Here is a 25,241-nt window from a genome sequence, read left to right as displayed (position 1 = left end):
GGAAAGGAGCGCATACCATGGCGTATGTACCAGTACCAAAAGACCTTACCAAGGTCAAAACAAAAGTAGCGTTAAATCTGACAAAACGGCAGTTGATTTTCTTTTCACTTGCCGCAGTAGTGGGAATTCCGTTTTATCTGTTCATGAGAAAACCAATCGGTTCCAGTATCGCAGCCATCCTGATGGTAACGATCATGCTTCCGTTTTTCTTCATGGCAATGTATGAAAAAGACGGGCTTCCATTTGAAAAAGTGGTGGCAAATATCATTCGACAGAAGTTTATCTGTCCGGCGGTAAGACCATATAAGACAGAAAATTTTTATCAGGAGATTTCCACCCTTGTAAAAAAGGAGGGTGTGCCGGATGGCAAAAAAGACAAAGCAGGAGGCTCAGCAGGAGCGTCTCTCCCTGGCGGAAAAAAGAAACCGTCAGGAAAGAAGAAACAAAAAAAGCAGAAAAGAAAGAGAACAGGAAAAGCGTAAGAAGAAACAGGAGAGGAACCGTAGGAAACAGAAAAACATTCCTACAACTGCACAGCAGAGCATTCCGTATATTCGGATGCTGCAGGATGGTATCTGCCAGGTGACAAAGACCTTTTTCTCTAAGACGATTCAGTTTTATGACATCAATTATCAGCTGGCTTTAAACGAGGATAAGACCACGATATTTGAGAATTATTGTGATTTCTTAAATTACTTTGATTCTTCCATCAGTGTGCAGCTGTCCTTTATCAATCAGCAGGTGGATGTGGCAGAATTTGAGAAAAGTATTGATATTCCGGATCAGAACGATGACTTCAATGCCATTCGTGAAGAATACCGTACCATGTTGAAGAATCAGCTTTCCAAGGGAAATAATGGTCTGGTGAAGACAAAGTATATCACTTTTGGAATTGAAGCAGAGAGTCTGAAGGTAGCAAGACCGAGGCTTGAAAGAATTGAAACAGATATCTTAAATAACTTTAAGGTTTTGGGTGCACAGGCACATTCACTGAATGGTCTGGAAAGGCTGGAGATTCTATATCATGTGTTCAACCAGGATCGGATTGAACCATTTAAGTTCCAGTATAAGATGCTTCCGGAAACAGGATTAAAGACCAAAGATTTTATTGCACCGACTTCCTTTAACTTTTCCAAGAATCAGACATTTATGATGGGAAGAACGATGGGAAGTGTGAGTTATCTGCAGATTTTGGCACCAGAGCTTACAGACCGGATGCTTGCAGACTTCCTGGATGTGGATGACAGCATCAATGTCAACATTCATATCCAGTCCATTGACCAGAGTTCTGCGATCAAGATGATCAAGAGCAAGATTTCAGATTTGGATAAGATGAAGATCGAAGAGCAGAAACGAGCGGTACGTTCCGGTTATGATATGGACGTGCTTCCGTCGGACCTTGTGACTTATGGAGAAGAGGCGAAGAATCTGCTGGAAGATCTGCAGTCCAGAAATGAGCGAATGTTCCTTGTGACAGTTCTGGTAATGAATACTGCAAAGAAGCGTCAGAAGCTGGATAACAATATTTTCCAGGTGCAGGGGATCGCACAGAAATATAACTGTTCTTTAAAACAGCTGGATTATCAGCAGGAAGCAGCACTCATGTCCTGTATTCCACTTGGAGTCAATCGGATTGAAATCCAGAGAGGGCTTACCACATCTTCAACAGCGATCTTCGTGCCATTTACGACACAGGAGTTGTTTCAGGAAGGGGAAGCTCTTTATTATGGGTTGAATGCATTATCCAACAACATGATCATGGTTGATCGGAAACGTCTGAAGAACCCGAATGGACTGATTCTTGGTACACCAGGTTCCGGTAAGTCCTTCTCAGCAAAGAGAGAGATTACAAACTGCTTTTTGATTACGGAGGACGATATCATTGTCTGTGATCCAGAAGCCGAATATTCGGCACTGGTGCAGGCACTGCATGGGCAGGTGGTACGGGTTTCTCCGGTATCTGACCAGTATATCAATCCAATGGATTTGAACCTGAATTATTCCGAAGAAGACAACCCGCTGTCACTGAAAGCAGATTTCATTTTGTCTTTGTGTGAGCTGATTGTTGGAGGAAAGAATGGATTGGAGCCGGTAGAAAAGACCATCATTGACCGTTGTGTGCGGTTAGTATATCAGGAATATCTTGCCGATCCAGTGCCGGAGAAGATGCCAATCCTGGAGGACTTATACAACCTTCTGAGAAAGCAGGAAGAGCCAGAAGCACAGCGACTGGCCACTTCTCTGGAGATTTATGTTACAGGTTCTCTGAATGTATTTAATCATCGCACAAATGTAGATATCAACAACCGTATCGTATGTTTTGATATTAAAGAGCTTGGAAAACAGTTGAAGAAAATCGGGATGCTGATTGTGCAGGATCAGGTATGGAACCGAGTGACCATCAACCGTTCTGCTCATAAATCTACCCGTTACTATGTGGATGAATTCCATCTTTTATTAAAAGAAGAGCAGACAGCAGCCTACAGCGTGGAAATTTGGAAGCGATTCCGTAAATGGGGAGGTATTCCAACTGGTGAATTGGTTTGCTACTTGTTAGTCGCTTAAAGTGCAAACTGTCGCCGTTCTGACTGAAACCGGCAAGTAAGTCAGAATTATCAATGCGGAAAAAACGGGAAAGGGGTAGCGACCTAATCCGAGTGGAAGGCTATTCATAATAGAATAACCACACGCAACGCATAGAGCTTGAACCTGCATAAGCAGAATATAACAGCTCCAAGAGGCCGCATTGCCAGCCGGTACGATATAATCGTGGTAAAAAGATATGCTATGCTGAGCGTGAAATGACACGCTGATGAAAATGGGCGAAAGCCCCAGAGAGGTGGATAAAAAGCCGCCTGATAATAACAATCAGATAACACAGAATATCAAAGATTTATTGGCTTCCAGGGAAATCGAGAATATTTTTGAAAACTCTGATTTCATTTATATGCTGAACCAGGCATCCGGTGACCGGCAGATTCTTGCCAAACAGCTGAATATTTCACCAACCCAGCTGTCCTATGTAACAAACAGTAATGAGGGGGAAGGACTTCTGTTCTATGGAAATGTCATTATCCCATTTGTAGACAGATTCCCGAAGAATTCCCTCTATAAAATCATGACAACCCGCTTGGAGGAAACTTCTGAAGCAGGTTAAATCAAAGGAGAAAACAATGTTACGAGCAATTTCATATGTATTAACTTTTAGTGGCGGTGCTGTTTTCGGCATCGCTTTTCTCTGCTTATTACAGGCAGGGAAAGGGTATCCGAAGAAGGAGGAGTAATCAGTGGCAGAGCAGAGAATGAAAGTCAGGGACAAGAAAGTCCAAAAGATGACCAAGGATGGTCTGGTGGAAGAAAACCTGACAGATAAATCTTCTGTTCGTGTCAGTAACCGTGCCAGTGATGTGCAGATGGGAAGAAAACAGGGGGAAAAAGAAGAAAACCTTGTGGATAAGTCTCCCCGCCAGTCTGAACGGAGTGGGAAAAATATTCATCCCTCTGTGCAAAAATCCAGAGATGCACCGGAACTGATACGGACAGAGAAGCAAAGTGAGGATTTTGGACAGAGTAGTAAACAGCAAAATAGAAAAAGAATCCGTGCTGAAGTCGGAAAAGAATCCAGACTTGCAGAAAAATCCGAAGCCGGACAGTTAGGGAGACTGAAAGATAAACGTGCTGATCTATCAGAAAACAGGGGAGACAGCCGGAGAAATCAGACCGGTGGCAGCAAAAAGCCAAAACAAAAACAACGTTTGAAGTTTGCTTATGAGGAAACTGGTGCTTCTGTGAAAAATGACAAAGATATGGAGAAATTGAACCAGATGGATACGGATGGAGTCAATTTCCGCCATCAGAAACAGAAAGAAAAAGCCAAAAAGTTTTCTTATGAAGAAGCAAGAAAGAAAAAGGAAGCTAAGCAGCATTCCAAGAAAGCACAGGTCTATCAGGCAAATGAAGGAGAATCTCCTGGAAAGAAAAAATTCCGTTTGAAGTTTGGTGAAGGGGAATCTGTGAAAACAGAAAAAGCTTCTGTTGTCAAGAAAGCAGGAAGTGCAACTTCCGTAGCATTGCACCGTGAGATCAGCAAAAATGAAGACGATAATGCGGCGGTAGAAGGTGCCCATAAGTTAGAAGAAAGCGGCGAAGGTGTTTACCGGCTGGAACAGAGAAGTGCCAGACGCAGGAAACAGAGGGCATCCAGAAAAAGAAGCAGACTTGAAAGACAGGAAGAGAAACAGACACAGGCGGCAACCCGTCAGGAGCAGAAGAAACTGAAAAAACGGATTCAGAAGCAACAGATCAAACGGGATTATGCCAAAGCGAAGCGAAGTGAACAGACAGTAGGAACAGCTACAAAAGGTACGATTGATTATATCAAGAAGATTGGCGGCAAAGTCACCAACTTCTTTAAAGAAAACCGGAAGGTGTATATCAGTGTAGCAGTTCTGATCGGATTGATGTTTCTGATCATAACGAATGTCACGTCATGCTCTGCAGTGTTTTTACAAAATGTGATCACTTATACCGGAACCAGTTATCTGTCATCGGATCAGGCAATCCGGGAAGCGGAACTGTATTACACACAGCTGGAAGCTAATCTGCAGGAGCGGATCAACAACATGGAATCTGAAGAACCGGGACATGAGGAATACCGATATAACATCGGACCTATTGAGCATGATCCGTTTATCCTGATCAGTTATTTGTCAGCAAAGTATGAAGAATTTACCTTTGAACAGGTCAAGCCAGAACTGGATGCTCTTTTTGCATTGCAGTATCGGTTAGAAACAGAAGCAGTCAATGAGACTGTGACAGAGACAGCAATTGTAAGAGTTGGAGAATCTTTGGGACAGGTTGTGACCAGTGGGTATTGTAACTGCCCAATTTGTTGTGGTATTTGGAGCGGAGGACCGACTGCCAGTGGAGCATATCCAACTGCCAATCATACCTTAGCGGTAGATGCTTCCAATCCGTTTGTACCAATGGGAACAAAGGTAGTTATGAATGGTGTCGAATATACTGTAGAAGATACCGGAGCTTTCGCAAGATACGGTGTACAGTTTGATGTCTATTATGACAGTCATGCGGCAGCATCTGCACATGGACATCAAACATGGGAATGTTATCTGGCAGATGATAATGGAAGCAATGAAGTGGAAGTGACCAGGACAAGAGATGTAGATGTGCTGAATGTCACCTTAAATAGTGGAAACCTGATGTCAATCTGTCAGGACAGGCTGGGATTTTTCCAGAAAGAACTGTTCAGTGCCTACAACGATACAAAAGGCAACTTGCAGATGTTTGCAACACCGGTTGATTTTAACTGGTATTCCAGTGTGACCAGCTATTATGGATACAGGATTCATCCAATATCAGGAGCAAATCAGCTTCATAATGGTATGGATATCGGAGCACCGGAAGGGACAAAAGTAATGGCAGGGCTGACCGGAACGGTTACAACTTCTGCTTATAACGACAGCTATGGCAATTATGTTGTGATCAAGGACAGTAAAGGCTATGAACTACGGTATGCACATTTAAGCAGCCGGAGTGTATCTGCAGGAGCATCCGTCACGAAAGGTGATGAGATAGGTCTTGTAGGAAATACTGGAAATTCCACAGGAAGCCATCTTCATATTGAACTTCTGAAAAATGGAGAGCGGTTAAACCCGATCTTTTATCTGGAAACAGGAGAAGGGGCAGGATTTGGCGGCAATGAATATACCAGTGAAGCAGCACAGCGTTTGTTAAATGAAGCAGCGAGATATCTCGGAACACCGTATGTGTGGGGTGGATATTCCCCAAGTGGATTCGATTGTTCCGGATTTGTAAGCTACTGTCTGACAAACTCTGGTGTAAGGAATACAGGAAGACTAACAGCACAGGGACTGTACAACATTTGTACACCAGTATCCCAGTCGGAGGCACAGCCGGGAGATTTGATCTTCTTTACTGGAACTTACGACGCAGGGGAGCCGGTAACGCATATCGGAATCTATGTAGGCAATGGTCAGATGATCCATTGTGGACATCCGGTGCAGTATACGTCCATCAATTCCCCATACTGGCAGAGCCATTTCTATGGATTTGGACGATGGTAAGAAAAAAGGGCGGCTGCATCAGCCGTCCGGAAAGGAGAAGCGATGAAAAGTCTTGAAAAAGCAACGGCGGATTATGAGAAAGCCAAAGATAGAATGGAAGCTTCCAAAGCCAGATATGAAGCAGACTTAAAGCGGTTCAAGGCTGCGGAGATAGCAAAAACAGAAGCGGAAAATCTGGAAATTGTAAGAATTATCCGTGCAATGGATATGAGTATTCCGGAATTGGAAGCTTTCAAAAAGAGAATGAAAAATGAACTGCCCGGCAGGGTAGAAATACAGAAGGAGGAAACAAAAGCCGATGATGAATCTGGAAAAAATGAAACAGAAGAAGAGAACAATTACTAAAAGCAGGGTAAAAAAGAGCTTGCTTGCAGCAACGACATTTCTTTGCCTGACAACACCTTTGCTCCAGACACAGACTGCTTATGCAGCTGAGAATACCACGCCTGCAATCACGATTGAGAAACCGGATGGCTGGAAACAGGGAGAAACAACCATTGCTGTTACGGTAGATGCCAGTCATATGCCGGAAGGTTTCTCAATAGCAAAGATTGAAGCAAAAGCAGGAAAAGATGGAAGCTGGCAGGATGTAACCGGAAGTGGAAGTATCACGATCACTGGAAATCAGACAGTGTATGTGCGTGTTACAGATGGTGAGGGGAAGGTCTATGAGCAGAATCGCTCTATTAAGTGTTATGACACGGAAAAGCCTACACTCTCTGCTTCCCTGACAGATGGTGTGCTGACGATTCAGGGGAATGATACAGTATCAGGGATTACTGCAGTAACAGTCAATGGCACCACTTATACAGACTTGAAGGATGGAATGCTGAGAGTGCAACTGACACAGAAAGATTTTACTACAAAACAGATTGAGATTACGGTAACAGACGGTGCCGGAAATACTTCTGAAAAGTATGTGTTGCAGAATCCTTATTATGAATGGGCAAAGAAGCAGGCAGAGAAACAGAAAACTTCCAGTGACAGTAATGGTGCAATGGCAACCACGACCAGTGTAGATGCAACTGGGACTGAGAAAACAACGACTTCACCGCTTCCGCAGGATGCACAGGCTTCTGAGCCGACAGATGCAAAAGGAACCGTGGATGATCGGACAGTGACAGGTATCGAGGAACAGCTTAATAAAGAAGGCGAGACAGCAGATTCTGTTACTAAAACAGCTACAGAAGGCACGAAAGAGTTTTATACCATTTCAACTAAGAGTGGTAAGATTTTCTACCTGATCATTGACAATTCAAAATCTCAGGATAATGTGTATTTCCTTACAGAAGTCAGCGAGAAAGATCTGATGAATTTCACACTTTCTAATTCTGTGACACTTCCGGAAGTAGATACTGTTTATGCAGAACCAGAGAAACAGGCTGAAGAAGAAAAGCCGGAAACGACAGAGACAGATGAGAAAGATAAAGTAAAGGATGACATTCAGATGCCAGAAGATAAAAGTCCATTTGGAACGTATCTTCTGATTGTGCTGGTAGCAGTCGGAGCTGCGGCAGGAGGTTATTACTTCAAAGTCTATAAACCAAAGCATGAATATGATGATGAGGATGAGATGGAAGAGGATGAAGATGAATCCGAAGATTCAGAGTCAGAAAAACGGGAAGTAGACGAGGCAGATGAGCAGGAAGAAAGTACAGAACCGGGAATCCTGAGAGATGAAGATTTTGATGATAATGTGCTGGAAGATGAAGAAGAGGAGCAGGAGTAAATGAAATTAGTGATTGCAGAAAAGCCATCGGTTGCGATGGCACTGGCTTCCGTGCTTGGAGCCAGAACAAGAAAAGATGGCTACGTGGAGGGAAACGGTTATATCGTTTCCTGGTGCGTAGGACATCTGGTGGGATTATGCGATGCATCGGAATACGATGAAAAATATAAAAAATGGAGATATGAGGATCTGCCGATTGTGCCGGAATGTTGGAAACACAAGATTTTGGAGGGCACAAAGAAGCAGTTCGGAATCTTAAAGAAACTGATGAGAGATTCCAAAGTAGATGAGGTGATCTGTGCTACTGATGCAGGACGTGAAGGTGAGTTAATCTTTCGTTTGGTGTATGAGCAGGCAGGATGCAAAAAGCCGATGAAGCGGCTCTGGATCTCATCTATGGAAGAACAGGCAATTAAAGATGGATTTGCGTCATTAAAAGACGGTTCGTGTTATGACAGTCTCTACCAGTCAGCACTTTGCAGGGCAAAGGCAGACTGGTTGGTGGGAATCAATGCGAGCCGTCTTTTTTCCGTTCTGTATAACCAGAATCTGAAAGTTGGAAGAGTACAGACACCAACACTTGCCATGATCGTGGATCGAAATCAGAAGATCAAGGAATTTACCAAAGAAAAATATTATATGGCTCATATCAAGTTTGATGATATGGATGCAGTCACGGAGCATTTTCAGAAAAAAGAGGATGCAGATAAAGTGGCTGCGGATTGTGCGGAGCGTATGTGTGAAGTAGAGAAGGACGATGTGAAGGAGAAAACAGTTCGTCCACCGAAGCTCTATGATTTGACAACCTTGCAGAGGGAAACCAATCGAATGTTTGGTTATACCGCACAGCAGACGCTGGATGCCGTGCAGGAGATGTATGAGCAGAAGCTTGTTACTTATCCGAGAACAGACAGCCAGTATCTGACAGATGAGATGGGAGAAAGCACAGAAACTCTGATTCAGATGTTGCTTGGGAAAATGCCCTATGCCGAAGGACTGGAATATCAGCCGGACGTGAGTAAGGTATTAAATTCAAAGAAAGTATCTGATCACCATGCAATTATCCCGACCATGGAAGTAGCAAAGGCAGATATAGGTAAACTGAAAGAACGAAACTGCAAGATTTTGTATCTGATCAGTGCCAGGGTACTGACAGCAACCGCAGATCCTTATATTTATGAAAGCCATAAATGCCAGATTACCTGTAATTATCATACGTTTTATCTCACGGCAAAGAAAACAAAGCAGGAAGGATTCAAGGCAATCGAAAATAAATTGAAACAGTTCTTTGGCGTAAAGATTGAGAAAGAAGAGCCAGAGCTGGATATCTGGGCTGGCAAGCATTACGGTCCTTGTGATTCTTTTGTATCGGAGCATTTTACACAGCCACCGAAACAGTACACAGATGTGATATTTTGTGAGCGTAAGGAGTGGATAGGAATTGAAGAAAGGAGTTCAGCATGAGAAGAAAAAAAGATAGAAGCAATGGTATTACTGCTTTGTATGAAAGACTGTCTCGTGATGATGATAATGCTGGAGAGAGTAACAGTATAGTTCATCAAAAGCAAATGCTTGAAGATTATGCTATGAAACATGGTTTTACGAATCTTGTTCATTTTACCGATGATGGTTGGAGTGGAGCGACTTTTGACAGACCTTCATGGAACAGACTTGTTGAAGGTGTTAAAAACGGAGAAATCACTGCCTGTATCTGCAAAGATATGTCCAGAATCGGCAGAGATCATCTGCAAGTAGGTTTTTTCACTGACATTCTGTTTAGAGAAAAGGAAGTTCGATTTATAGCAATCAATAATGGTATTGACAGTGACCGTCAAGAAACCAGTGAGTTTGCCCCTTTTCTGAATATCATGAATGAGTGGTTTGTCAGGGACACAAGTAAGAAAATTAAAGCTGTACTGAAATCCAGAGGTTCTTCCGGCAACGCTCATACAAGTAATATCCCACCATACGGCTATTTGAAAGACCCCGAAAACCCCGACCATTGGATTATTGATGAAGAAGCTGCTGAAGTAGTCCGCAGAATTTATCGCATGACTATTGAGGGAAAAGGACCTTATCAGATAGCAAGAGAACTTTCAGAAGAAAAAATTGAAAGACCATCTTATTATCTTGGCAAAAAGGGACTTGGAAATCATGCAAGCAACTATGACAAAGAAAATCCGTATATGTGGCGAGGAAATCAGGTTACTACTCTGATTGCCCGACCAGAGTATATCGGAAAGACTGTCAATTTCAGGACATTCAAAAATTCCTATAAGGACAAAAAGACGAAAAGGGCAGATAAGGAAGATTGGGTGGTTTTTGATGATACACAAGAGCCTATTGTCGATGAAGAAACATGGCTGCTTGCTCAAAAGTTAAGACAGAATGTAAGAAAAGCAGATCCTATGGGCGAGCCTAATGTTCTGACCGGAAAGATTTACTGTGCTGATTGTGGTGCGCCGATGTATAATCACAGGCAGCGGAAAGGGCGAGAAAGAATATACTATACTGCCAAAGGCGAAAAAAGGACAAGTTATTCCAATCCGGCAGATTGTTATGAATGTTCCACATATAATCTTGCTTATCAGAAGTATGACCGACATTGTACTTGCCACCATATTTCAACAAAAGCACTTAAAAGCATCATTCTGAAAACCATACAGGAGACTTGCCATTATGTTTCTTTGAATGAGCGGGAGTTTGTTTATTCTCTGCAAGAAGAATCGGCGATGAAAGATATTGCTGTTTCTGAAACTGTAAAAAACCGCATTGAAAGAAATCAGAAGCGAGTTCACGAACTGGATATGCTTATCAGGAAAATCTATGAAGATAATGTGATTGGAAGATTGCCGGACAGACTTTTTCAGAGTATGCTTACTGATTATGAAAATGAGCAGAACGAGCTGAACAAGATTATTGAGACTGACACCGCTGATATGCAACGGATTATAGGCGGTCAAAATAATGTGGAGCGTTTTCTAAAGCTGGTTAAAAAGTATGAGAACATTACAGAACTTACTCCTGCCATGATAAATGAATTTATCGACAAAATACTGGTTCACGAGCCACAAGGAAAAGGTGCAGACCGCACCACAGAGGTGGAGATATATCTTAACTATGTCGGGCAATTTCAAGTACCTGTGGAGCAGCATGAACCAACCGAGGAAGAAAGGATTGCTGCTGAAAAAGAGGCGGAACGACTTCGCAGAAAACGAGAATCCAATCGTAAGTATATGAAAAAGATTCGTGAGAAATCAAAAGAATTTGCGGAGCATGAGCGTATAGCAGAAGAAAAAAGCTCTGATAGCAATGTGTGTGTTGAACAGAACGCCACAAGCAAATCAAATCGGCAAAAAGTGAAAGGAGAAAAAATAGCATGACAGAATTGAAACTACGAATCCATGACGAAAGCAACGGTCTGGACTATGTTCTTGTGGGTGATTACTATGTGCCGGACTTGAAGCTACCGGAGGAACACCGCCCTATCGGTATGTGGGGCAGACTGCACAGGACATATTTGGAGCAGTACCGCCCTGCAAGGTTCTCTGCCCTCTGTTTATCCGGCGAACTGCATACTTACCTTGCTGATCTGAACGAACAGGCAACGGAAAGGTGCAGCCTTATCATTGAGCAGATGAAACAAGCCGAGGGCGTGACCGAAACCATGAAAGCAGACAATCAGATGTTGTGGGTACAGTCCATGAACTCTATCCGTAACCGAGCCGAAGAAATCATCAGACAGGAAATGATTTACTGCTGATTTTATCAAGTCCAAAACCAACAAATTTATATCGTAAACGAAGCGACAGGTATTTCCTTATGAAGTGTCTGTCGCTTTTCATTTATCAAACTTTAAGGAGGAAAACACAATGAAGATGAACCGGAATGAAATGGAAGCCCTTTATGCCTTTGGCTGTCCAAACCTGAAAGCAACTGTCGAGCGTTTGCGTATGGTAGCTGCCCTTGCACCCGATCCAGTGGCGAAGAAGCTGTTTTATATGCTTTCCGTTAAGCTGAGTGCTGAAGGTGTTGAAAGGTGGTATCGCTGCTTTTACTGCAAGCTGCGTGTGTTGAAAAACCATAGGGAGGGCTGCTATGGCGAGACTTACGAAGATTGAGAAAGAAACAATCGTTCTCTTTAATGAGGGCGAGGACAAGGCAAATATCTACACCCACAACGCCGGATTGAAAAAGAGGTTGGCTGCTTTTGCTAAGAAGTACCCTGACCTTTGCAGACTGGAAAAATCCAATGTTCAAGGCGGTGTTTCTTATGAGCTGGCAAAGTCCCGTCTGTCTATCCGCTTCCTGCCGCCTTACAGTGAGGAACGCAGACAGAAAGCCAGCGAATATGCGAAAAAGCATGGGCTGAACAGCCAGCAGGGACAATGTGATAATCAGGGCTGATATGCGGTTAAAATGTCAGGTGCAGACCTGATGTTTTGACCGTTGCCTATCGTCTGCAAGGAAAGTATCGGGGACTATGGATTTTGCAGAAATGTGCGTTACAAGGCTTGAACAGGAACTCTGCACACAAAATTTTTTCTTCCATTCTTTAAGTTGATGAAGTATAATAAAATATGAAAAATTGAGGTTTTTAATGCTCGATTTCAAACAATCATTTTTATATATCTGGGACTATGGAGGGCAAAATGAATGATTTTTTACGAATGTGTTTTAATATAATTACACAAATAGGTCCCTATTTAGTTGTACTTCTTCTTTTGAAATATCTTGTAAATCTTCAACAAAAGAGAGCTAAAGAACGAGAGGAAGAACAGAAAAAGGGAATAATTAGAACGCATTATACAATAAAAACAGAGAAATTCCTTGTCGTGGCATTTATCGTAGGTACAATATTTTTTGCTTGTTGTACGGCTATGAGTCTTAGGGAAAAAGAAGATATGTTTGTCATTTGTATATTTGGAATATTTTTTTTAGTAGGCATAAGCGGAATAGTCAATATGGTAATGTGGAAACTGGAAGTGAACGGAGATGAAATCACATGGCGTTCAACTTTTGGCAGAAAGAGAACTTTTCACTTTGAAGACATTACCTATTGCGAGAGAAAGAAAGGTTCTATGCGTGTATATGTAAATGGAGAAAAATTATTTACCATTGATAGTAATATTGACAAAGAAGAATTTATGGAGGATATAGAGAGAAGAAGAATCCCTGTAAAATCTTACTGGGCAAATCAGCATAAGAAAAATCGTAAATGACATAGATTTTATAACAGTACGATGTTAGACAACTGAATATGACCGTCAAAGTCGGATGAAGAAACCGATGTATTGAGCGTAAAGCGATCATGCGTCGGTTTTTCTTATTTCATGAGCTGACAGAATTCCGACTGTATATCGCCTGTGAGGAAAGTATCGGAGACTATGGATTTTGCGGAAATGTGCGTTATAGGTAAGTAAAAAACTACTTGATAGAGCGTGAATTGAATTGTTCATATCGGTATGATATAATTTACTGAAATGAAGCAAGAAGGTGGACTTTTGTATGAAAAAATTTTTGAAAATATTGCTAATCATTGTAGGAATAGTTTTTTTGATTTTTGCAGCGCTGATATGTATTGGACTGTTTGTTGATTATGATGACCATATTGAAAATGGTCGTTATACTTATGTTCCGGAAGATGACAATAAAGACAATGCATATGTCGAATTCAATTTGAGTGATTACGATAAAAAGGATTCTGAACTCATATATTATAGTTCTGTCGAAGAAGCTATTTTGAATTCTCCTTTGAATGCTGAAAATGAAGAATTTTCTGTTCCAGAAGATTTTCTTAATCATGTTGATGAAATATTGCATATATGGAATGGCAAACAGTATGATACTATTTTCTATCGGGCAGGAAGTGATAACGATCCCGTTCAAGGTTTTGTGATTGCACGCTGCAAAAAAAAGATAGAAAATGAAAGTACACAATATGCGTTTGTAAATGCTACACCAGCTACCACTACACCAGATACCACTTATGGGGGAGACTTCAAAAAATTTATCCATTTATCTTTAACAATAAGTGATATTCAACAAGACTTAAATCCAAATTATCCGGATACCAGATTCGTTTTTGGCTATGCACATGATAAAGAAATTTACTCATTAGAAGTAGAAGGTCAAAAGCCAGATGGGATTATAGAATATGAAGAATATGGTAGAACGATGTATATGTGGTATTATAACGATTTGAAAAGCAATAAAAGAGGCGATTGTCTGAGCTACTCAGTAGATGTGCCAGAGTAATTTTTCAAATTGGCTAATCTGCCACAACTGAATATGACCGTCAAGGTCAGATGAAGAAACCGATGTATTGAGCGTAAAGCGATCATGCGTCGGTTTTTCTTTTTGCAAAATAGTCCGGTGGACTGTTTTGTAAAACCGAAGGAACTGACAGAGCTTGGGATGGGGTGAAGTCAGTTTGTTCGGGCGGGAGTACAGAGGGTGCAACCCTTTGTGCATGGGTACAGGGAATGCAATACCCCTGTGCAGGTCAAGGGCGGCAGCCTTGCCCAGTTAAGTGGCGCTTCGCCACTTAATACTGGGTATTACTTGACGCAGAAAGCCGCAAGGAATCAGCTTCGCTGCCCTTCTCCCCTGTCGGGGAAATCAAAAAGAAAAGGAGGAACTCATGTGAAATTAACAAGACACAATGGACGAGCCGGAAAGAATGGCGTTTATAACCCGAAGCACAATGACCGCAGTTTTGACATTGCCAACAGCGAACACATTGACGAAGAACGAGCCAAACAAAATCTCTATTGGGACTGTTACAATGGCTTTCGCAATTTCAAAAATCCCGAAAAGGAAAATGAGCTGTCTGCCACTTTTGAAGATGTGGAACAGCTTTTTTATCGTCAGCGGTATCATGATTTTGTAACAGGACAGAATGAAAGAAATGTGAAGAACCGACACCCTGAAAGAAATAAGGAAACTGGAGATTTACTCAAAAGCAAAAAGACCTGTCCAGAGGAAACGGTCTATCAGATTGGAACGCTTGACAATCATGTTCCGCCGGAATTGCTCATTGAGATCGTCACAGAATTTATGGAAATCGCAAATGAGCGTTTCGGCTCTCATGTCCATATCCTGAATTGGGCGCTGCACTTGGATGAAAGCACCCCTCATATTCACGAGCGTCATGTGTTCGACTGTGAAAATCAATATGGAGAGATTGCCCCACAACAGGAAAAGGCTTTGGAAGCATTGGGGTTTGAACTGCCGGAACCGGAGAAGCCAGTCGGAAGAAAAAACAACCGCAAGATGACTTTCGATTCAGCTTGCCGAGTGCTGCTGTTTGATGTGGCGAAAAAGCATGGCTTACAACTGGAAGAAGAACCGGAATATGGTGGTCGTGCATATCTGGAAAAACAGGACTATATTCTTTTCAAGCAAAAGGAGCAACTGGCAGCACAGGAGCAAAAGTTGGAAGAACTCACGATGAAGATTGAAGATGTGGAAGCTTTGGTGGACGAGGTTGCCGATATTGCCTATGACAAGGCGGTTGAGGTCGTTGCTGATACTGTAAAACTGGAAACGCACAAGGAGGATATTAAGCTGGTGGAGCAGTCTAAGGCGTGGGTTCTCTCCCCTGAGCGTAAGGCTTCAAAGAAAGAAGTTGAGTATGCAGTGAAACGATTGGATGGCGTGATTGCCAGAATCACAAATGCTATGAAATCAACTATTCAGAAAATCCAAACTACGCTGATGAAACCGGAGGTCAAAAAAGCCGGAACGGAGCAAATCAAGAAGAAAGCCAAAAGTTCCATTATAGAGCAGTTGAGCCGCAAGAAGAAGGAAATGGCAGAGCGTGAAGTCAGCCGGACAATTCCGGCGAAAAGCAAAAAACAGGATATGGAACTTTAAGGCACTTGCTATTTTCGTTTTGAAAATGACAGGTGCTTTTTTCGTTTCTGGAAAGGAGTCACATGAATGTATTTGAAGTTGTAAAAGAAAATGTTACTGCCCGACAAGCCGCAGAAGCCTATGGCTTGAAAGTGGGTCGCACTGGTATGGCGTGCTGTCCGTTTCACTCGGATAAGTCCCCCAGTATGAAGCTGGATGAACGCTATTACTGTTTTGGCTGCGGAGCAACTGGAGACGCTGTTGATCTGACAGCGAAGCTATTCGGTATCGGGCTGAGGGAAGCTGCTGTCAAACTTGCTGAAGATTTTGGTCTTAACTATGACAGCCGACAAAAGCCCAGTATTCGCCCTCGTATTCGTGAGCCGACACCGGAACAGAAGTATCAAAAAGAAGAAAATCATTGCTACAAGGTGCTGACGGATTATTTTCATCTTCTTAGAGAATGGGAAAAGAAATACGCTCCTAAACAGCCGGATGAGGAATGGAATCCCCTGTTTGCAGAAGCACTGTATAAGAAGAACTATATCGAATATCTACTTGATATTCTTCTGTATGGTTCATTGGAGGAACGAAAAGCACTTGTGGCAGAACAGAGAAAGGAGGTGTTAAAACTTGAACAGCGAATTGCAGAACTGTCAGCAGACAGAACCATGCACAGTAGAAGAAATCCGAAACAGCTTAGAGCAGAGCGAGAAAGGTAAGGTTTATAATACTGCCGCAAATTATAAGCGTGTTCTGCAATATGACCCACTTTTGAAAGGGGCTATCCGAAAAAATCTTCTGACCGAAAGAATCGACATTGTGAAGCCCCTCGGTTGGTATCGTGACAGCCCGACATTGACGGATGTGGATGTGAAATATCTGCTCCTATATTTTGAAGAAAACTATGGATTGACCGTAGAGAAGAAAATCATAGACGCAGTTGCGGTTATTGCCAATGAAAATCGTTACCACCCTGTCTGTGATTTTCTCAATGCCTTGCAATGGGACGGAACAGAACGCATACGCTTCTGTCTGCACCGCTTTCTCGGTTCTGATACAGATGATTACACCTATGAAGCATTGAAGTTGTTTCTGCTGGGTGCTATCTCACGAGCTTTTAAGCCGGGGTGCAAATTTGAGGTTATGCTCTGTCTTGTGGGCGGTCAGGGAGCCGGAAAGTCCTCTTTCTTCCGTTTGCTTGCGGTCAATGATGACTGGTTCTCTGATGACTTGAAAAAGCTGGATGATGAAAATGTGTACCGCAAAATGCAGGGGCATTGGATTATTGAAATGTCGGAAATGATTGCAACCGCCAACGCTAAGAGCATTGAAGAAATCAAGTCCTTTCTGAGCCGCCAAAAGGAAACCTATAAGATACCCTATGAAACACATCCGGCAGACAGAAAAAGACAATGTGTGTTTGGTGGTTCTTCTAATACCCTTGACTTTCTTCCCCTTGACCGAACAGGCAACCGCCGCTTCGTTCCGGTTATGGTCTATCCTGAAAGGGCTGAGGTTCATATTTTGGCAGATGAACAGGCTTCCAGAGAGTATATCAATCAGATGTGGGCAGAAGCTATGGAGATTTACAGAAGTGGCAATTTCCGTCTGAGATTCAGTCCGGCTATGAACGCTTATCTGAAAGCCCACCAAAAGGACTTTATGCCGGAGGACACAAAGGCAGGACAGATTTTAGACTATTTGGAACGCTATTCCGGCAGCATAGTCTGCTCTAAGCAGCTTTACAAGGAAGCACTGGGGCATGATTATGACGAACCGAAACAATGGGAGCTGCGAGAGATCAACGACATTATGAATAACGCTGTCACAGGCTGGAGGGCGTTCAGCAATCCGAGGTATTTTCCAGAGCCTTACCGCCGACAAAAGGGCTGGGAGCGTATCAGGAATGACAACGAGCCTGACAACAGCATGGATGGTTTTCAAGAAATCCCGACAGAGGAAATGGAACAGTTAGGACTTCCGGAAGAATGGTTGAAGCAAAAATAAAAGCCCGTTGTCGCTTCGGTTGTCGAGCCGGTTGTCGGTCTGGTTGTCGGGCAAAAATCCCGAAAGCCTTGATATTGCGGCACTTTTCCCTCTCTGACAACCATGACAACCAATATTATAAAGAAAAAGGAAATAGTAAAAAGATAGTATCGCCCGATAAAGAAAAAAGGTTTTCTGATGTCCGTTGTCGGAACTTCGTTGTCAGACCTTTCCTTGTCGGGCTTTTTCATTCAAGGAGGAATATCGTATGACAAATATTGTGAACAGTACACTACCCACCCCAAATAACCATTCGGAGAAAAACAAACCGGATGGAGTTTTTGTGATTAAGCAAGGCAAAACAAATTATAAAGTCAAAGTGTTTTTTGACCATAGTAGCGGTTTGACTGCGGAGGACAGGTTGAAACGCATTATTCAGGCAGAAGCAGAGAGAGAATCTGCGTAAGTAATATGAAAAATATCCACGCACCCCCTTGACAAAAGCTTTCAGAAGATACCCTGCTTTCTGCTATGGAACGTGCAGGAAATGAAGAACTGACCGAAGATACAGAGAAGAAAGGACTTGGTACTCCGGCAACAAGGGCAGCAATCATTGAAAAACTGATTCAGTCTGGCTTTGTGAAAAGAGAAAAGAAAAATCTGGTACCGACAGATGATGGCAATGTACTGATTACGGTTCTGCCGGATGAGATTAAATCTCCGAAGATGACAGCAGAGTGGGAAATGGCATTGAATCACATTGCCCAGAATACAGAGACAGCAGATGAATTCCTAAACGGAATTACAGAGCTTATGCAGGAACTGGTTGCCAGATATCAGGGGATTTCAGAAGAAAAGAAAGAGCAGTTTCAGGGAAAAGCAAAAGGAGAAGTCATTGGCAAATGTCCCCGCTGTGGAGCAGATGTCCGGGAAGGAAAAGTAAACTTTTACTGTTCTGACCGGAATTGTGCTTTTACCTTGTGGAAGAATGATAAATTCCTTGCAAGCCAGGGAAAAAAGATGGATAAGGTGGCAGCAAAGAAGTTCCTGTCTAAAGAAAAAATTCATTATAAGGATCTGGTATCCAGAAAAACAGGGAGACAGTATGAAGCAACTGTGGAAATGGTTGATCCCGGCGAGGGAAATGTGCAGTTCAATCTGAGTTTCCCGCAACGATAAGTAGTGTATTGCAGGCAGTCTAAGGACTGTCTGTTTTAATACAAATATATGAAAGAGAGGACCTTAGCATGAAGAAAAAAGGTAATTTTAGAAAAGTAGTATCTGGCTTGCTGGCAGGCATGACAATGCTTAGTACAGTGTTATCTCCTATGACTGCATATGCAGCGGAGATCCAGCCAGAGGAAAAACCTCCACTTTATGAGGAAGTGAAAGACCTTCTGGATGAAGATGAGGTGGTGACTGCCAAAGATTATGAAATTGAAACAGGCAGTGTATTTGATGTGAAATCAGATTACACGGGACTGGAAATCAAGGATGATAACAAGGTCAAAGTCACATTTGAGGAAGCAAAGAATGACAAGAATGAGGATTTTACGACAGATCATGTGGACACTTACAAAGCGGTCTATTATGTGGAACCGGTAAATCAGGAGCATCCGAAGTACCAGATCAGCCGAAAACTGATTGTGCGTGAGAAAGCAACAGAAGCTCAGACAGAGGTGGCAGGGAGTGAAGCAGTGACCGAATCCGAAACAGCTGTAAGTGAACAGCAGACAGAGGAAGCGGAGGATTCCGAAGCAGAGTCGGAGGTTACCGATATTGACGCTGATGAATTTGATGATTTGGTAGAGCAGGCACAGAATCAGGATACCTATGATGAAGAATCAGGGTTAGAGCTTCATGATGTTTTGGAACAGGCAGGAGACGAAGGTGTGGATCTTGAGGCTATGGAAGAAGGAGAGATTGCAACATTTGAAGCAGTTTCAGCTTATTCAGCAAGAAGTACACAGCAGGTAACAATTGAAAAAGGACCACTGTATAGATATGCAGATTATAATCTTGGAACCTACCTGACAGAGCCGTACTATATCAGCTACGGAAGCGTCAGAGCAATTGCGTATTGTGTACAGCCAGCAAAGCCAGGACCTGGATCTGGAAATTATACAATTACAAAGATTGGAGACAATCAGGCGTTAGCAAAAGTGTGCTATTACGGTACAGATGCCGCAGGAAGTGAAAGCTTTTTTGCAAATAAATACACGGATTTTTCAGAAGGAAAAAGATTCATCATTATTCATATGGCTGCATCATATGCCAACGGAAGTAGTGATGCATTTTACGGAACAAATGCTACAGGAGAGGCTTTGGCAAAAGAACTCTATAATTATTGTGTGAATAAGCCGGAAATACCAGATGTAGCGATGTCATTTTCAAAGCCGAATGTAAAAGCTTATGTAGATGGAAATGTTCAGAGAACGGAGAACATTCAGTTCAACGCATCTTCCCAGCAGAAAATCACAATGGACTTACCAAAAGGAGTAAAGCTCCATAATGTATCTACTGGAACCGTAAGTGCGGCAGGTGCAAGCGTAACAATTGGAGGAGGAACCACGTTTTATCTCTCAGCTCCTCTGACACAGACAAGAGATGTAAGTGCTACTTTTTCTGCAAAAATGAAGGGAAGTATTACAAAAGATTATTCAGCATATAAATTGACTACGAATGCAAGTGTTCAGGATCTGGCATTTGTGTTTGGAGAAGGTGTCGCTGATGAAAAATATGTAAGCTTAAAGGTGTCCTGGATTGAACAGGCTACGATCGAAATCGTAAAGAAAGACGATACAGCGGATGTCAATCTTGCAGGTGCAGTATTCGGTGTATACAGCGATGAGGCTTGTACAAAGCTGATCACTCAGATGCCGGCAACAGATAAGAATGGAAAATCTTCTGTTACAATCATCAAGACACAGGATACCGTTTATCTGAAAGAGATCACAGCACCACAGGGATATGTAGTAAATGCAACGGCAACAAATGTAAAACTGGTAGCAAGTAAGACCTCAGCTGTAACCGTGGAAAATAAGGAACAGCTGGCAGAGCTTACCATTTACAAAGAAGGACAGGTTCTGACCGGAGCAGATGTCAGTGAAAATGGAACGGTATTTCAGTATGAAAACCGCAGACAGAAAAATGCAGTGTATAACGTGTATGCCGGGGCAGATATCGTAACAGCTTATGGCACAAAAGTGTACAGCAAAGGTGACCTTGTAAAAGAAAACCTGACAACAGGTGAGAATGGTTCTGTCACACTGAAAAACCTGCATCTTGGAACCTACGTGGTAAAAGAAACAAAAGCACCGGACTCTTTCTATAACGGCAGCGAAGAAAAGTCAGTGACTCTAACTTATGCTGGTCAGAATAAAGAAGTTGTATTTGCAGATGTGACTTTTAACAACGAGAGACAGAAAGCAGATGTTTCCGTAGTAAAACAGGATAAAGACACCAAGAAACCACTGAAAGGCGGTATTTTTGCTCTGTATGCATCCGATGATATCAGAAATGCAGACGGAAGCGTTGTTGTGAAAAAAGGAACGCTGATTGAGAAAGTAACTACTGGCGCAGACGGAACTGCAAAATTCACAGTAGACCTGCCAATCGGATATTCCTATTCTGTAAAAGAAGATCAGGCACCGGAAGGCTATGTAAGAAATACAGAAGATGTGTATACGTTCAAGTTTTCTTACACCAATGATAAAGAAGCAACCGTATCTTTTGCCCATACCTTCAGCAATGACCGTGTGACAGCAAAGATTAATCTTTATAAAGTGGATAAAGAGACAGGAAAAGCAGTACCGCAGGGAGATGCGACACTGAAAGGTGCAGTTTATGGACTGTATGCCCGTGAAGATATCGTGCACCCGGATGGAGCAACGGGAACTATTTATAAAGCAGGAGAGCAGGTAGCTTCTCTTACAATAGATGACAAAGGACAGGCTTCTGTAAATGGCTTATATCTTGGCAAATATTATGTCAAAGAGATTACTCCGCCGACCGGATACCTGGCAGATGCAGAAGAGCATGATCTTACGTGCAGTTATGAAGGAGATATGACAGCAGAAGTAAAAAGAGAGTGCACTTCCAGTGAGCAGGTCATCAAGCAGCCATTCCAGATCATCAAAGCAGCCAACAATGGGAAGACAGATGCAGATCTGTTATCCGGAGCTGGATTTACAGTTTATCTGAAATCTTCCCTTACAAAGAAAGCAGATGGAAGCTATGATTTTGATTCTGCCAAACCAGTAGTGAGTGGAGAAAATGGAGCAACGGAGATTTTCACAGATGAAAAAGGATATGCCTGCAGTATTCCATTACCATTTGGAAACTATATCGTGCGTGAAACTACAACACCGCACAATTACAAGCCGGTCGATGATTTTGAAGTGAATATCACAGAGCATCATCCAAATGAGCCGCAGATCTGGCGAGTGCTTCTGGATGAAGAGTTTAAGGCAAAACTGAAAATCGTGAAAAAAGACGATGAAACAAAGAAATCCGTATTGATTGCCGGAACAGAATTTAAGGTATATGACCTGGACAACAAAAAGTATGTGGAACAGGTAACAACTTACCCTGTGACAACCACTCACAAGTCCTATTTTACGGACAGCCAGGGATATCTGATCATGCCGAAGAACCTGAAGATCGGACATTACCGGATTGAGGAAGTCAACGCACCGGAAGGGTACACAATTAACAAGAACTATGTAGAGATTGCGGTGGATGCAAACACAGCATACCAGATGGATTCTGAAAGCGGAGATGCCATTATTACGGTAGATTACGAGAACCATCCGGTAAAAGGAAAGCTGACGATTTATAAAAAAGGTGAGTTGCTGACCGGATTTAAGAAAGATTTTGTTTATGAAGAAAGATACCTGAAGGGTGCAGAATTTAATGTCTATGCAGCTGAAAATATCTTTACGCCGGATTATCAGAAAGATGAAAACGGAAACAGACAGCTGATCTATGCAAAAGATGCACTGGTAACAGCGGTAACGACCGGAGAAGACGGAAAAGCAGTTGCAGAGAATCTGCCGCTTGGTTCTTACTATGTGGTAGAAAAGACTGCACCGGAAGGATTCGTTCTGAACCATGACAGATCTGATGTCACATTTGTCTATGCAGATCAGGATACACCTGTGATTGAACAGGAAGTGACTGTTGGCGATGACCGACAGAAAGTTGCAATCCAGGTAGAAAAACAGGATGCAGAAAATGGTGCAACCGTAGCAGGCGCTGTCTTTGGTATCTATAACAAAGAAGATATCAAGGCAGATGGAAAAGTAATCGTGAAAGCAGAGACACTTTTACAGGAAATGACTTCTGATAATGATGGTCTTGCAGTATGTACGCTGGATCTGCCACTTGGACAGTATTATGTGAAAGAGTTAAAAGCACCGGCTGGATTTGTATCCTCTGATGAAGTTCTGAATCTGAATGCTTCTTACCAGGGACAGGATGTGAAGGCAATAAAACTGAAAACTGTGAAAAAGAACCAGCCAACAACAGTTGAAATCACAAAATCTGATGTAACAACAGGTGTGGAACTGGATGGGGCAAAACTCACCGTTCTTGATAAAGAAGGAAATGTTGTGGATCAGTGGATTTCTGTAAAAGATCAGCCACATGTGATCAAACGACTGACAGTTGGAGAGGAATACACCCTTCGTGAGGAAATGGCACCTTATGGTTATCTGAAAGCAACGGATGTGAAGTTCACGCTGGAAGATACCGCAGAGATTCAGAAAGTAGAGATGAAAGATGAAGTACCGACAGGACTTCTGATCATCAATAAAAATGGAGAGTTTTTGGATAAAGTGACACTTCTGGACCATGTAAAAGGTACTGTGGAGCATCTCTTTGAATATGTAACTGGAAGTCTTACAGATGTAACTTTCGATGTATTTGCTGCGGAAGATATCAAAGCGGCAGATGGTGTCAGTGAAGATTATTTCAAAGCAGATGAAAAAGTGGGAACCATTACCACAGATTCCAATGGTATTGCACAGATGGGAGATCTTCCGGCTGGAAAATACTATGTGAAGGAAGTAAAAACAGCCCATGGTTATGTGCTGGACAAAGAGCCGAGATATGTTGACCTTTCCTACCGTGATCAGGACACACCAGTCATCACTTATGATGAGAAATGGCAGAATGCCCGTCAGAAAGTAAAGGTTACGGTTCTGAAGAAAGAAAAAGATACAGAACGTGTCCTTGCAGGTGGTGTCTTCGGTCTTTATACCAGTGAAGATATCAAAAATGCAAAGGGCGAGGTACTTCTTGAGAAAGACAGTCTGATCGAGCAGCGAGTAACGGATGAAAAAGGACAGATTACTTTTACGGCAGATCTTCCGGTAGACGGAAAATACTATGTGAAAGAGGTCTTTGCGCCGGACGGATTTGTTACAACAGATGAAGTACAGGAATTTACCTTTGAATATGCCGGAGAAGACCAGGCAGAAGTAAGCTACGACTTTACTTTTGAGAATCAGCCAACCACAGTGGAGCTGACCAAAACAGACCTGACAACAGGTGAAGAACTTCCAGGTGCACACCTGAAAGTGACGGATTCAGATGGCAACACCGTAGATGAATGGACTTCTACGGAAGAAATCCATGTGATCAAAGAACTGGTGGTTGGTAAGGAATACACCATGACAGAGACAAAACCGGCAGATGGATATGTCACTGCAGAAAGTATTACCTTTACAGTAGAAAATACAGCAGAGATTCAGAAAGTAGAGATGAAAGATGATGTGACAAAAGTTGAGATCAGTAAGACGGATATCACAGGAGAAACTGAGATTCCGGGTGCAAAACTGACGATTCTCGATAAGGATGATCAGGTAGTAGAGAGCTGGACTTCCACAGAGGAAACACACTATATCGAAAAACTGCCAATCGGTAAATATACCTTACGTGAAGAGCAGGCGCCGAAAGGATATCTTCTGACATCGGATGTTACTTTTGAAGTAACGGATACTGGAGAAGTCCAGAAAGTGGCTATGAAAGATGATACTGCCAAGGGAAAAGTGATTCTCAATAAGACAGATAAATCGTCAGGAGAACCACTGAAAGGGGTAGAATTTGAACTCCGTGACAGCAAAGGAAAGGTTCTGGAAACCTTAAAGACAGACGCTGCCGGTCATGCAGAAAGTAAGCTGTATGAGATTGCCACATTTAAGAACGGCAAATATGATACAGCAATCAAGTATTATCTGGTGGAAACAAAAACACTGGATGGATACACACTGGATCAGACCAAGCATGAAGTGACATTTGCTTATGCGAATGACAGTACACCAGTCGTGGAAGTTACTTTCAATCTGACAAATGAGAAACCGGAAGTTCCAGAAACACCGAACACACCGGATACACCACAGTCCCATGAAGAGACAAAGGTATCAAATGCACCGAAAACAGGTGACAGCACGAATATCTGGCTGCCGATCCTGCTTCTGGTAATCTCCACAGGAGGTATGGCAGGACTTTATATCTGCAGAAAAAGGAAAAGCAAATAAGGAAACCAGAGGTTATGATTG

At 42.5% G+C, this 25,241-nt stretch carries 18 protein-coding genes and 2 pseudogenes; all 20 read left to right on the top strand.

The window, feature by feature from the left end:
* Positions 1-17: 17 nt before the first annotated feature.
* The gene (locus NQ556_RS12925; RefSeq protein WP_008371531.1) at positions 18-482 is read left to right on the top strand and encodes a PrgI family protein; all 465 of its coding nucleotides are present in this window, start codon (positions 18-20) and stop codon (positions 480-482) included.
* Positions 364-2,535 (top strand): annotated as a pseudogene (locus NQ556_RS12920) (VirB4-like conjugal transfer ATPase, CD1110 family); the annotation flags it as partial. The gene NQ556_RS12925 and the pseudogene NQ556_RS12920, both read left to right, overlap by 119 nt.
* 337 nt (positions 2,536-2,872) lie before the next feature.
* Positions 2,873-3,157 (top strand): annotated as a pseudogene (locus NQ556_RS12915) (hypothetical protein); the annotation flags it as partial.
* 16 nt (positions 3,158-3,173) lie between these two features.
* A complete protein-coding gene (locus NQ556_RS12910; RefSeq protein WP_008688066.1) occupies positions 3,174-3,284 on the top strand; it encodes a hypothetical protein in 111 nt (36 codons plus the stop codon).
* Positions 3,285-3,302: 18 nt separating this feature from the next.
* Positions 3,303-6,104 carry a CD1108 family mobile element protein gene (locus NQ556_RS12905; RefSeq protein WP_008371537.1) on the top strand — a complete coding sequence of 934 codons (2,802 nt, stop codon included), beginning with the start codon at positions 3,303-3,305 and terminating at the stop codon, positions 6,102-6,104.
* 42 nt (positions 6,105-6,146) lie between these two features.
* Positions 6,147-6,449: a DUF4315 family protein gene (locus NQ556_RS12900; RefSeq protein WP_008371539.1), complete on the top strand. Its 303-nt coding sequence runs from the start codon at positions 6,147-6,149 to the stop codon at positions 6,447-6,449.
* On the top strand, positions 6,403-7,833 hold the full coding sequence (locus tag NQ556_RS12895) for a CD1107 family mobile element protein (protein ID WP_330614821.1): 1,431 nt from the start codon (positions 6,403-6,405) through the stop codon (positions 7,831-7,833). The genes NQ556_RS12900 and NQ556_RS12895 overlap by 47 nt, the downstream gene beginning before the upstream one ends.
* The gene (locus NQ556_RS12890; protein WP_204576090.1) at positions 7,834-9,297 is read left to right on the top strand and encodes a DNA topoisomerase; all 1,464 of its coding nucleotides are present in this window, start codon (positions 7,834-7,836) and stop codon (positions 9,295-9,297) included.
* Positions 9,294-11,216: a recombinase family protein gene (locus tag NQ556_RS12885; RefSeq protein WP_173738886.1), complete on the top strand. Its 1,923-nt coding sequence runs from the start codon at positions 9,294-9,296 to the stop codon at positions 11,214-11,216. Before NQ556_RS12890 ends, NQ556_RS12885 begins: the two co-directional genes overlap by 4 nt.
* Positions 11,213-11,596, top strand: a complete 384-nt coding sequence (locus NQ556_RS12880; RefSeq protein WP_008371551.1) for a TnpV protein — start codon at positions 11,213-11,215, stop codon at positions 11,594-11,596. The genes NQ556_RS12885 and NQ556_RS12880 overlap by 4 nt, the downstream gene beginning before the upstream one ends.
* Positions 11,597-11,705: 109 nt before the next feature.
* A complete protein-coding gene (locus NQ556_RS12875) occupies positions 11,706-11,954 on the top strand; it encodes a hypothetical protein (RefSeq protein WP_006573544.1) in 249 nt (82 codons plus the stop codon).
* Positions 11,932-12,240 (top strand): hypothetical protein, encoded by a 309-nt coding sequence (locus NQ556_RS12870; protein ID WP_003864565.1) that lies wholly within the window; start codon positions 11,932-11,934, stop codon positions 12,238-12,240. Before NQ556_RS12875 ends, NQ556_RS12870 begins: the two co-directional genes overlap by 23 nt.
* A gap of 245 nt (positions 12,241-12,485) precedes the next feature.
* Positions 12,486-13,055 (top strand): DUF6560 family protein, encoded by a 570-nt coding sequence (locus NQ556_RS12865; RefSeq protein WP_009255109.1) that lies wholly within the window; start codon positions 12,486-12,488, stop codon positions 13,053-13,055.
* 286 nt (positions 13,056-13,341) lie between these two features.
* Entirely contained in the window at positions 13,342-14,091 is a 750-nt protein-coding gene (locus NQ556_RS12860; RefSeq protein ID WP_008371563.1) for a hypothetical protein, read from the top strand.
* Between the two features lie 387 nt (positions 14,092-14,478).
* Positions 14,479-15,711 carry a hypothetical protein gene (locus tag NQ556_RS12855; protein ID WP_044998853.1) on the top strand — a complete coding sequence of 411 codons (1,233 nt, stop codon included), beginning with the start codon at positions 14,479-14,481 and terminating at the stop codon, positions 15,709-15,711.
* Between the two features lie 62 nt (positions 15,712-15,773).
* A complete protein-coding gene (locus tag NQ556_RS12850; protein WP_008371567.1) occupies positions 15,774-16,412 on the top strand; it encodes a CHC2 zinc finger domain-containing protein in 639 nt (212 codons plus the stop codon).
* Complete coding sequence (locus tag NQ556_RS12845) at positions 16,324-17,700, top strand: virulence-associated E family protein (protein ID WP_044930255.1); 1,377 nt, start codon at positions 16,324-16,326, stop codon at positions 17,698-17,700. Before NQ556_RS12850 ends, NQ556_RS12845 begins: the two co-directional genes overlap by 89 nt.
* A gap of 247 nt (positions 17,701-17,947) precedes the next feature.
* A complete protein-coding gene (locus NQ556_RS12840) occupies positions 17,948-18,145 on the top strand; it encodes a hypothetical protein (protein ID WP_005335835.1) in 198 nt (65 codons plus the stop codon).
* Between the two features lie 65 nt (positions 18,146-18,210).
* Positions 18,211-18,858 (top strand): DNA topoisomerase, encoded by a 648-nt coding sequence (locus NQ556_RS12835; RefSeq protein WP_008371583.1) that lies wholly within the window; start codon positions 18,211-18,213, stop codon positions 18,856-18,858.
* Between the two features lie 68 nt (positions 18,859-18,926).
* A complete protein-coding gene (locus NQ556_RS12830) occupies positions 18,927-25,220 on the top strand; it encodes a SpaA isopeptide-forming pilin-related protein (protein WP_204576088.1) in 6,294 nt (2,097 codons plus the stop codon).
* Positions 25,221-25,241: the final 21 nt, after the last annotated feature.

It is taken from the genome of Coprococcus comes ATCC 27758, assembly GCF_025149785.1.
Lineage (GTDB): Bacteria > Bacillota > Clostridia > Lachnospirales > Lachnospiraceae > Allocoprococcus > Allocoprococcus comes.
The sequence above is the reverse complement of the archived record's forward strand: the minus strand, read 5'-3'. Positions and strand labels throughout refer to the sequence as shown.

Coding starts and splice junctions, on each gene's coding strand:
- NQ556_RS12925 (WP_008371531.1), top strand. CDS start 18: ATGGCGTATGTACCAGTACCAAAAGACCTTACCAAGGTCAAAACAAAA.
- NQ556_RS12910 (WP_008688066.1), top strand. CDS start 3,174: ATGTTACGAGCAATTTCATATGTATTAACTTTTAGTGGCGGTGCTGTT.
- NQ556_RS12905 (WP_008371537.1), top strand. CDS start 3,303: ATGAAAGTCAGGGACAAGAAAGTCCAAAAGATGACCAAGGATGGTCTG.
- NQ556_RS12900 (WP_008371539.1), top strand. CDS start 6,147: ATGAAAAGTCTTGAAAAAGCAACGGCGGATTATGAGAAAGCCAAAGAT.
- NQ556_RS12895 (WP_330614821.1), top strand. CDS start 6,403: ATGATGAATCTGGAAAAAATGAAACAGAAGAAGAGAACAATTACTAAA.
- NQ556_RS12890 (WP_204576090.1), top strand. CDS start 7,834: ATGAAATTAGTGATTGCAGAAAAGCCATCGGTTGCGATGGCACTGGCT.
- NQ556_RS12885 (WP_173738886.1), top strand. CDS start 9,294: ATGAGAAGAAAAAAAGATAGAAGCAATGGTATTACTGCTTTGTATGAA.
- NQ556_RS12880 (WP_008371551.1), top strand. CDS start 11,213: ATGACAGAATTGAAACTACGAATCCATGACGAAAGCAACGGTCTGGAC.
- NQ556_RS12875 (WP_006573544.1), top strand. CDS start 11,706: ATGAAGATGAACCGGAATGAAATGGAAGCCCTTTATGCCTTTGGCTGT.
- NQ556_RS12870 (WP_003864565.1), top strand. CDS start 11,932: ATGGCGAGACTTACGAAGATTGAGAAAGAAACAATCGTTCTCTTTAAT.
- NQ556_RS12865 (WP_009255109.1), top strand. CDS start 12,486: ATGAATGATTTTTTACGAATGTGTTTTAATATAATTACACAAATAGGT.
- NQ556_RS12860 (WP_008371563.1), top strand. CDS start 13,342: ATGAAAAAATTTTTGAAAATATTGCTAATCATTGTAGGAATAGTTTTT.
- NQ556_RS12850 (WP_008371567.1), top strand. CDS start 15,774: ATGAATGTATTTGAAGTTGTAAAAGAAAATGTTACTGCCCGACAAGCC.
- NQ556_RS12840 (WP_005335835.1), top strand. CDS start 17,948: ATGACAAATATTGTGAACAGTACACTACCCACCCCAAATAACCATTCG.
- NQ556_RS12835 (WP_008371583.1), top strand. CDS start 18,211: ATGGAACGTGCAGGAAATGAAGAACTGACCGAAGATACAGAGAAGAAA.
- NQ556_RS12830 (WP_204576088.1), top strand. CDS start 18,927: ATGAAGAAAAAAGGTAATTTTAGAAAAGTAGTATCTGGCTTGCTGGCA.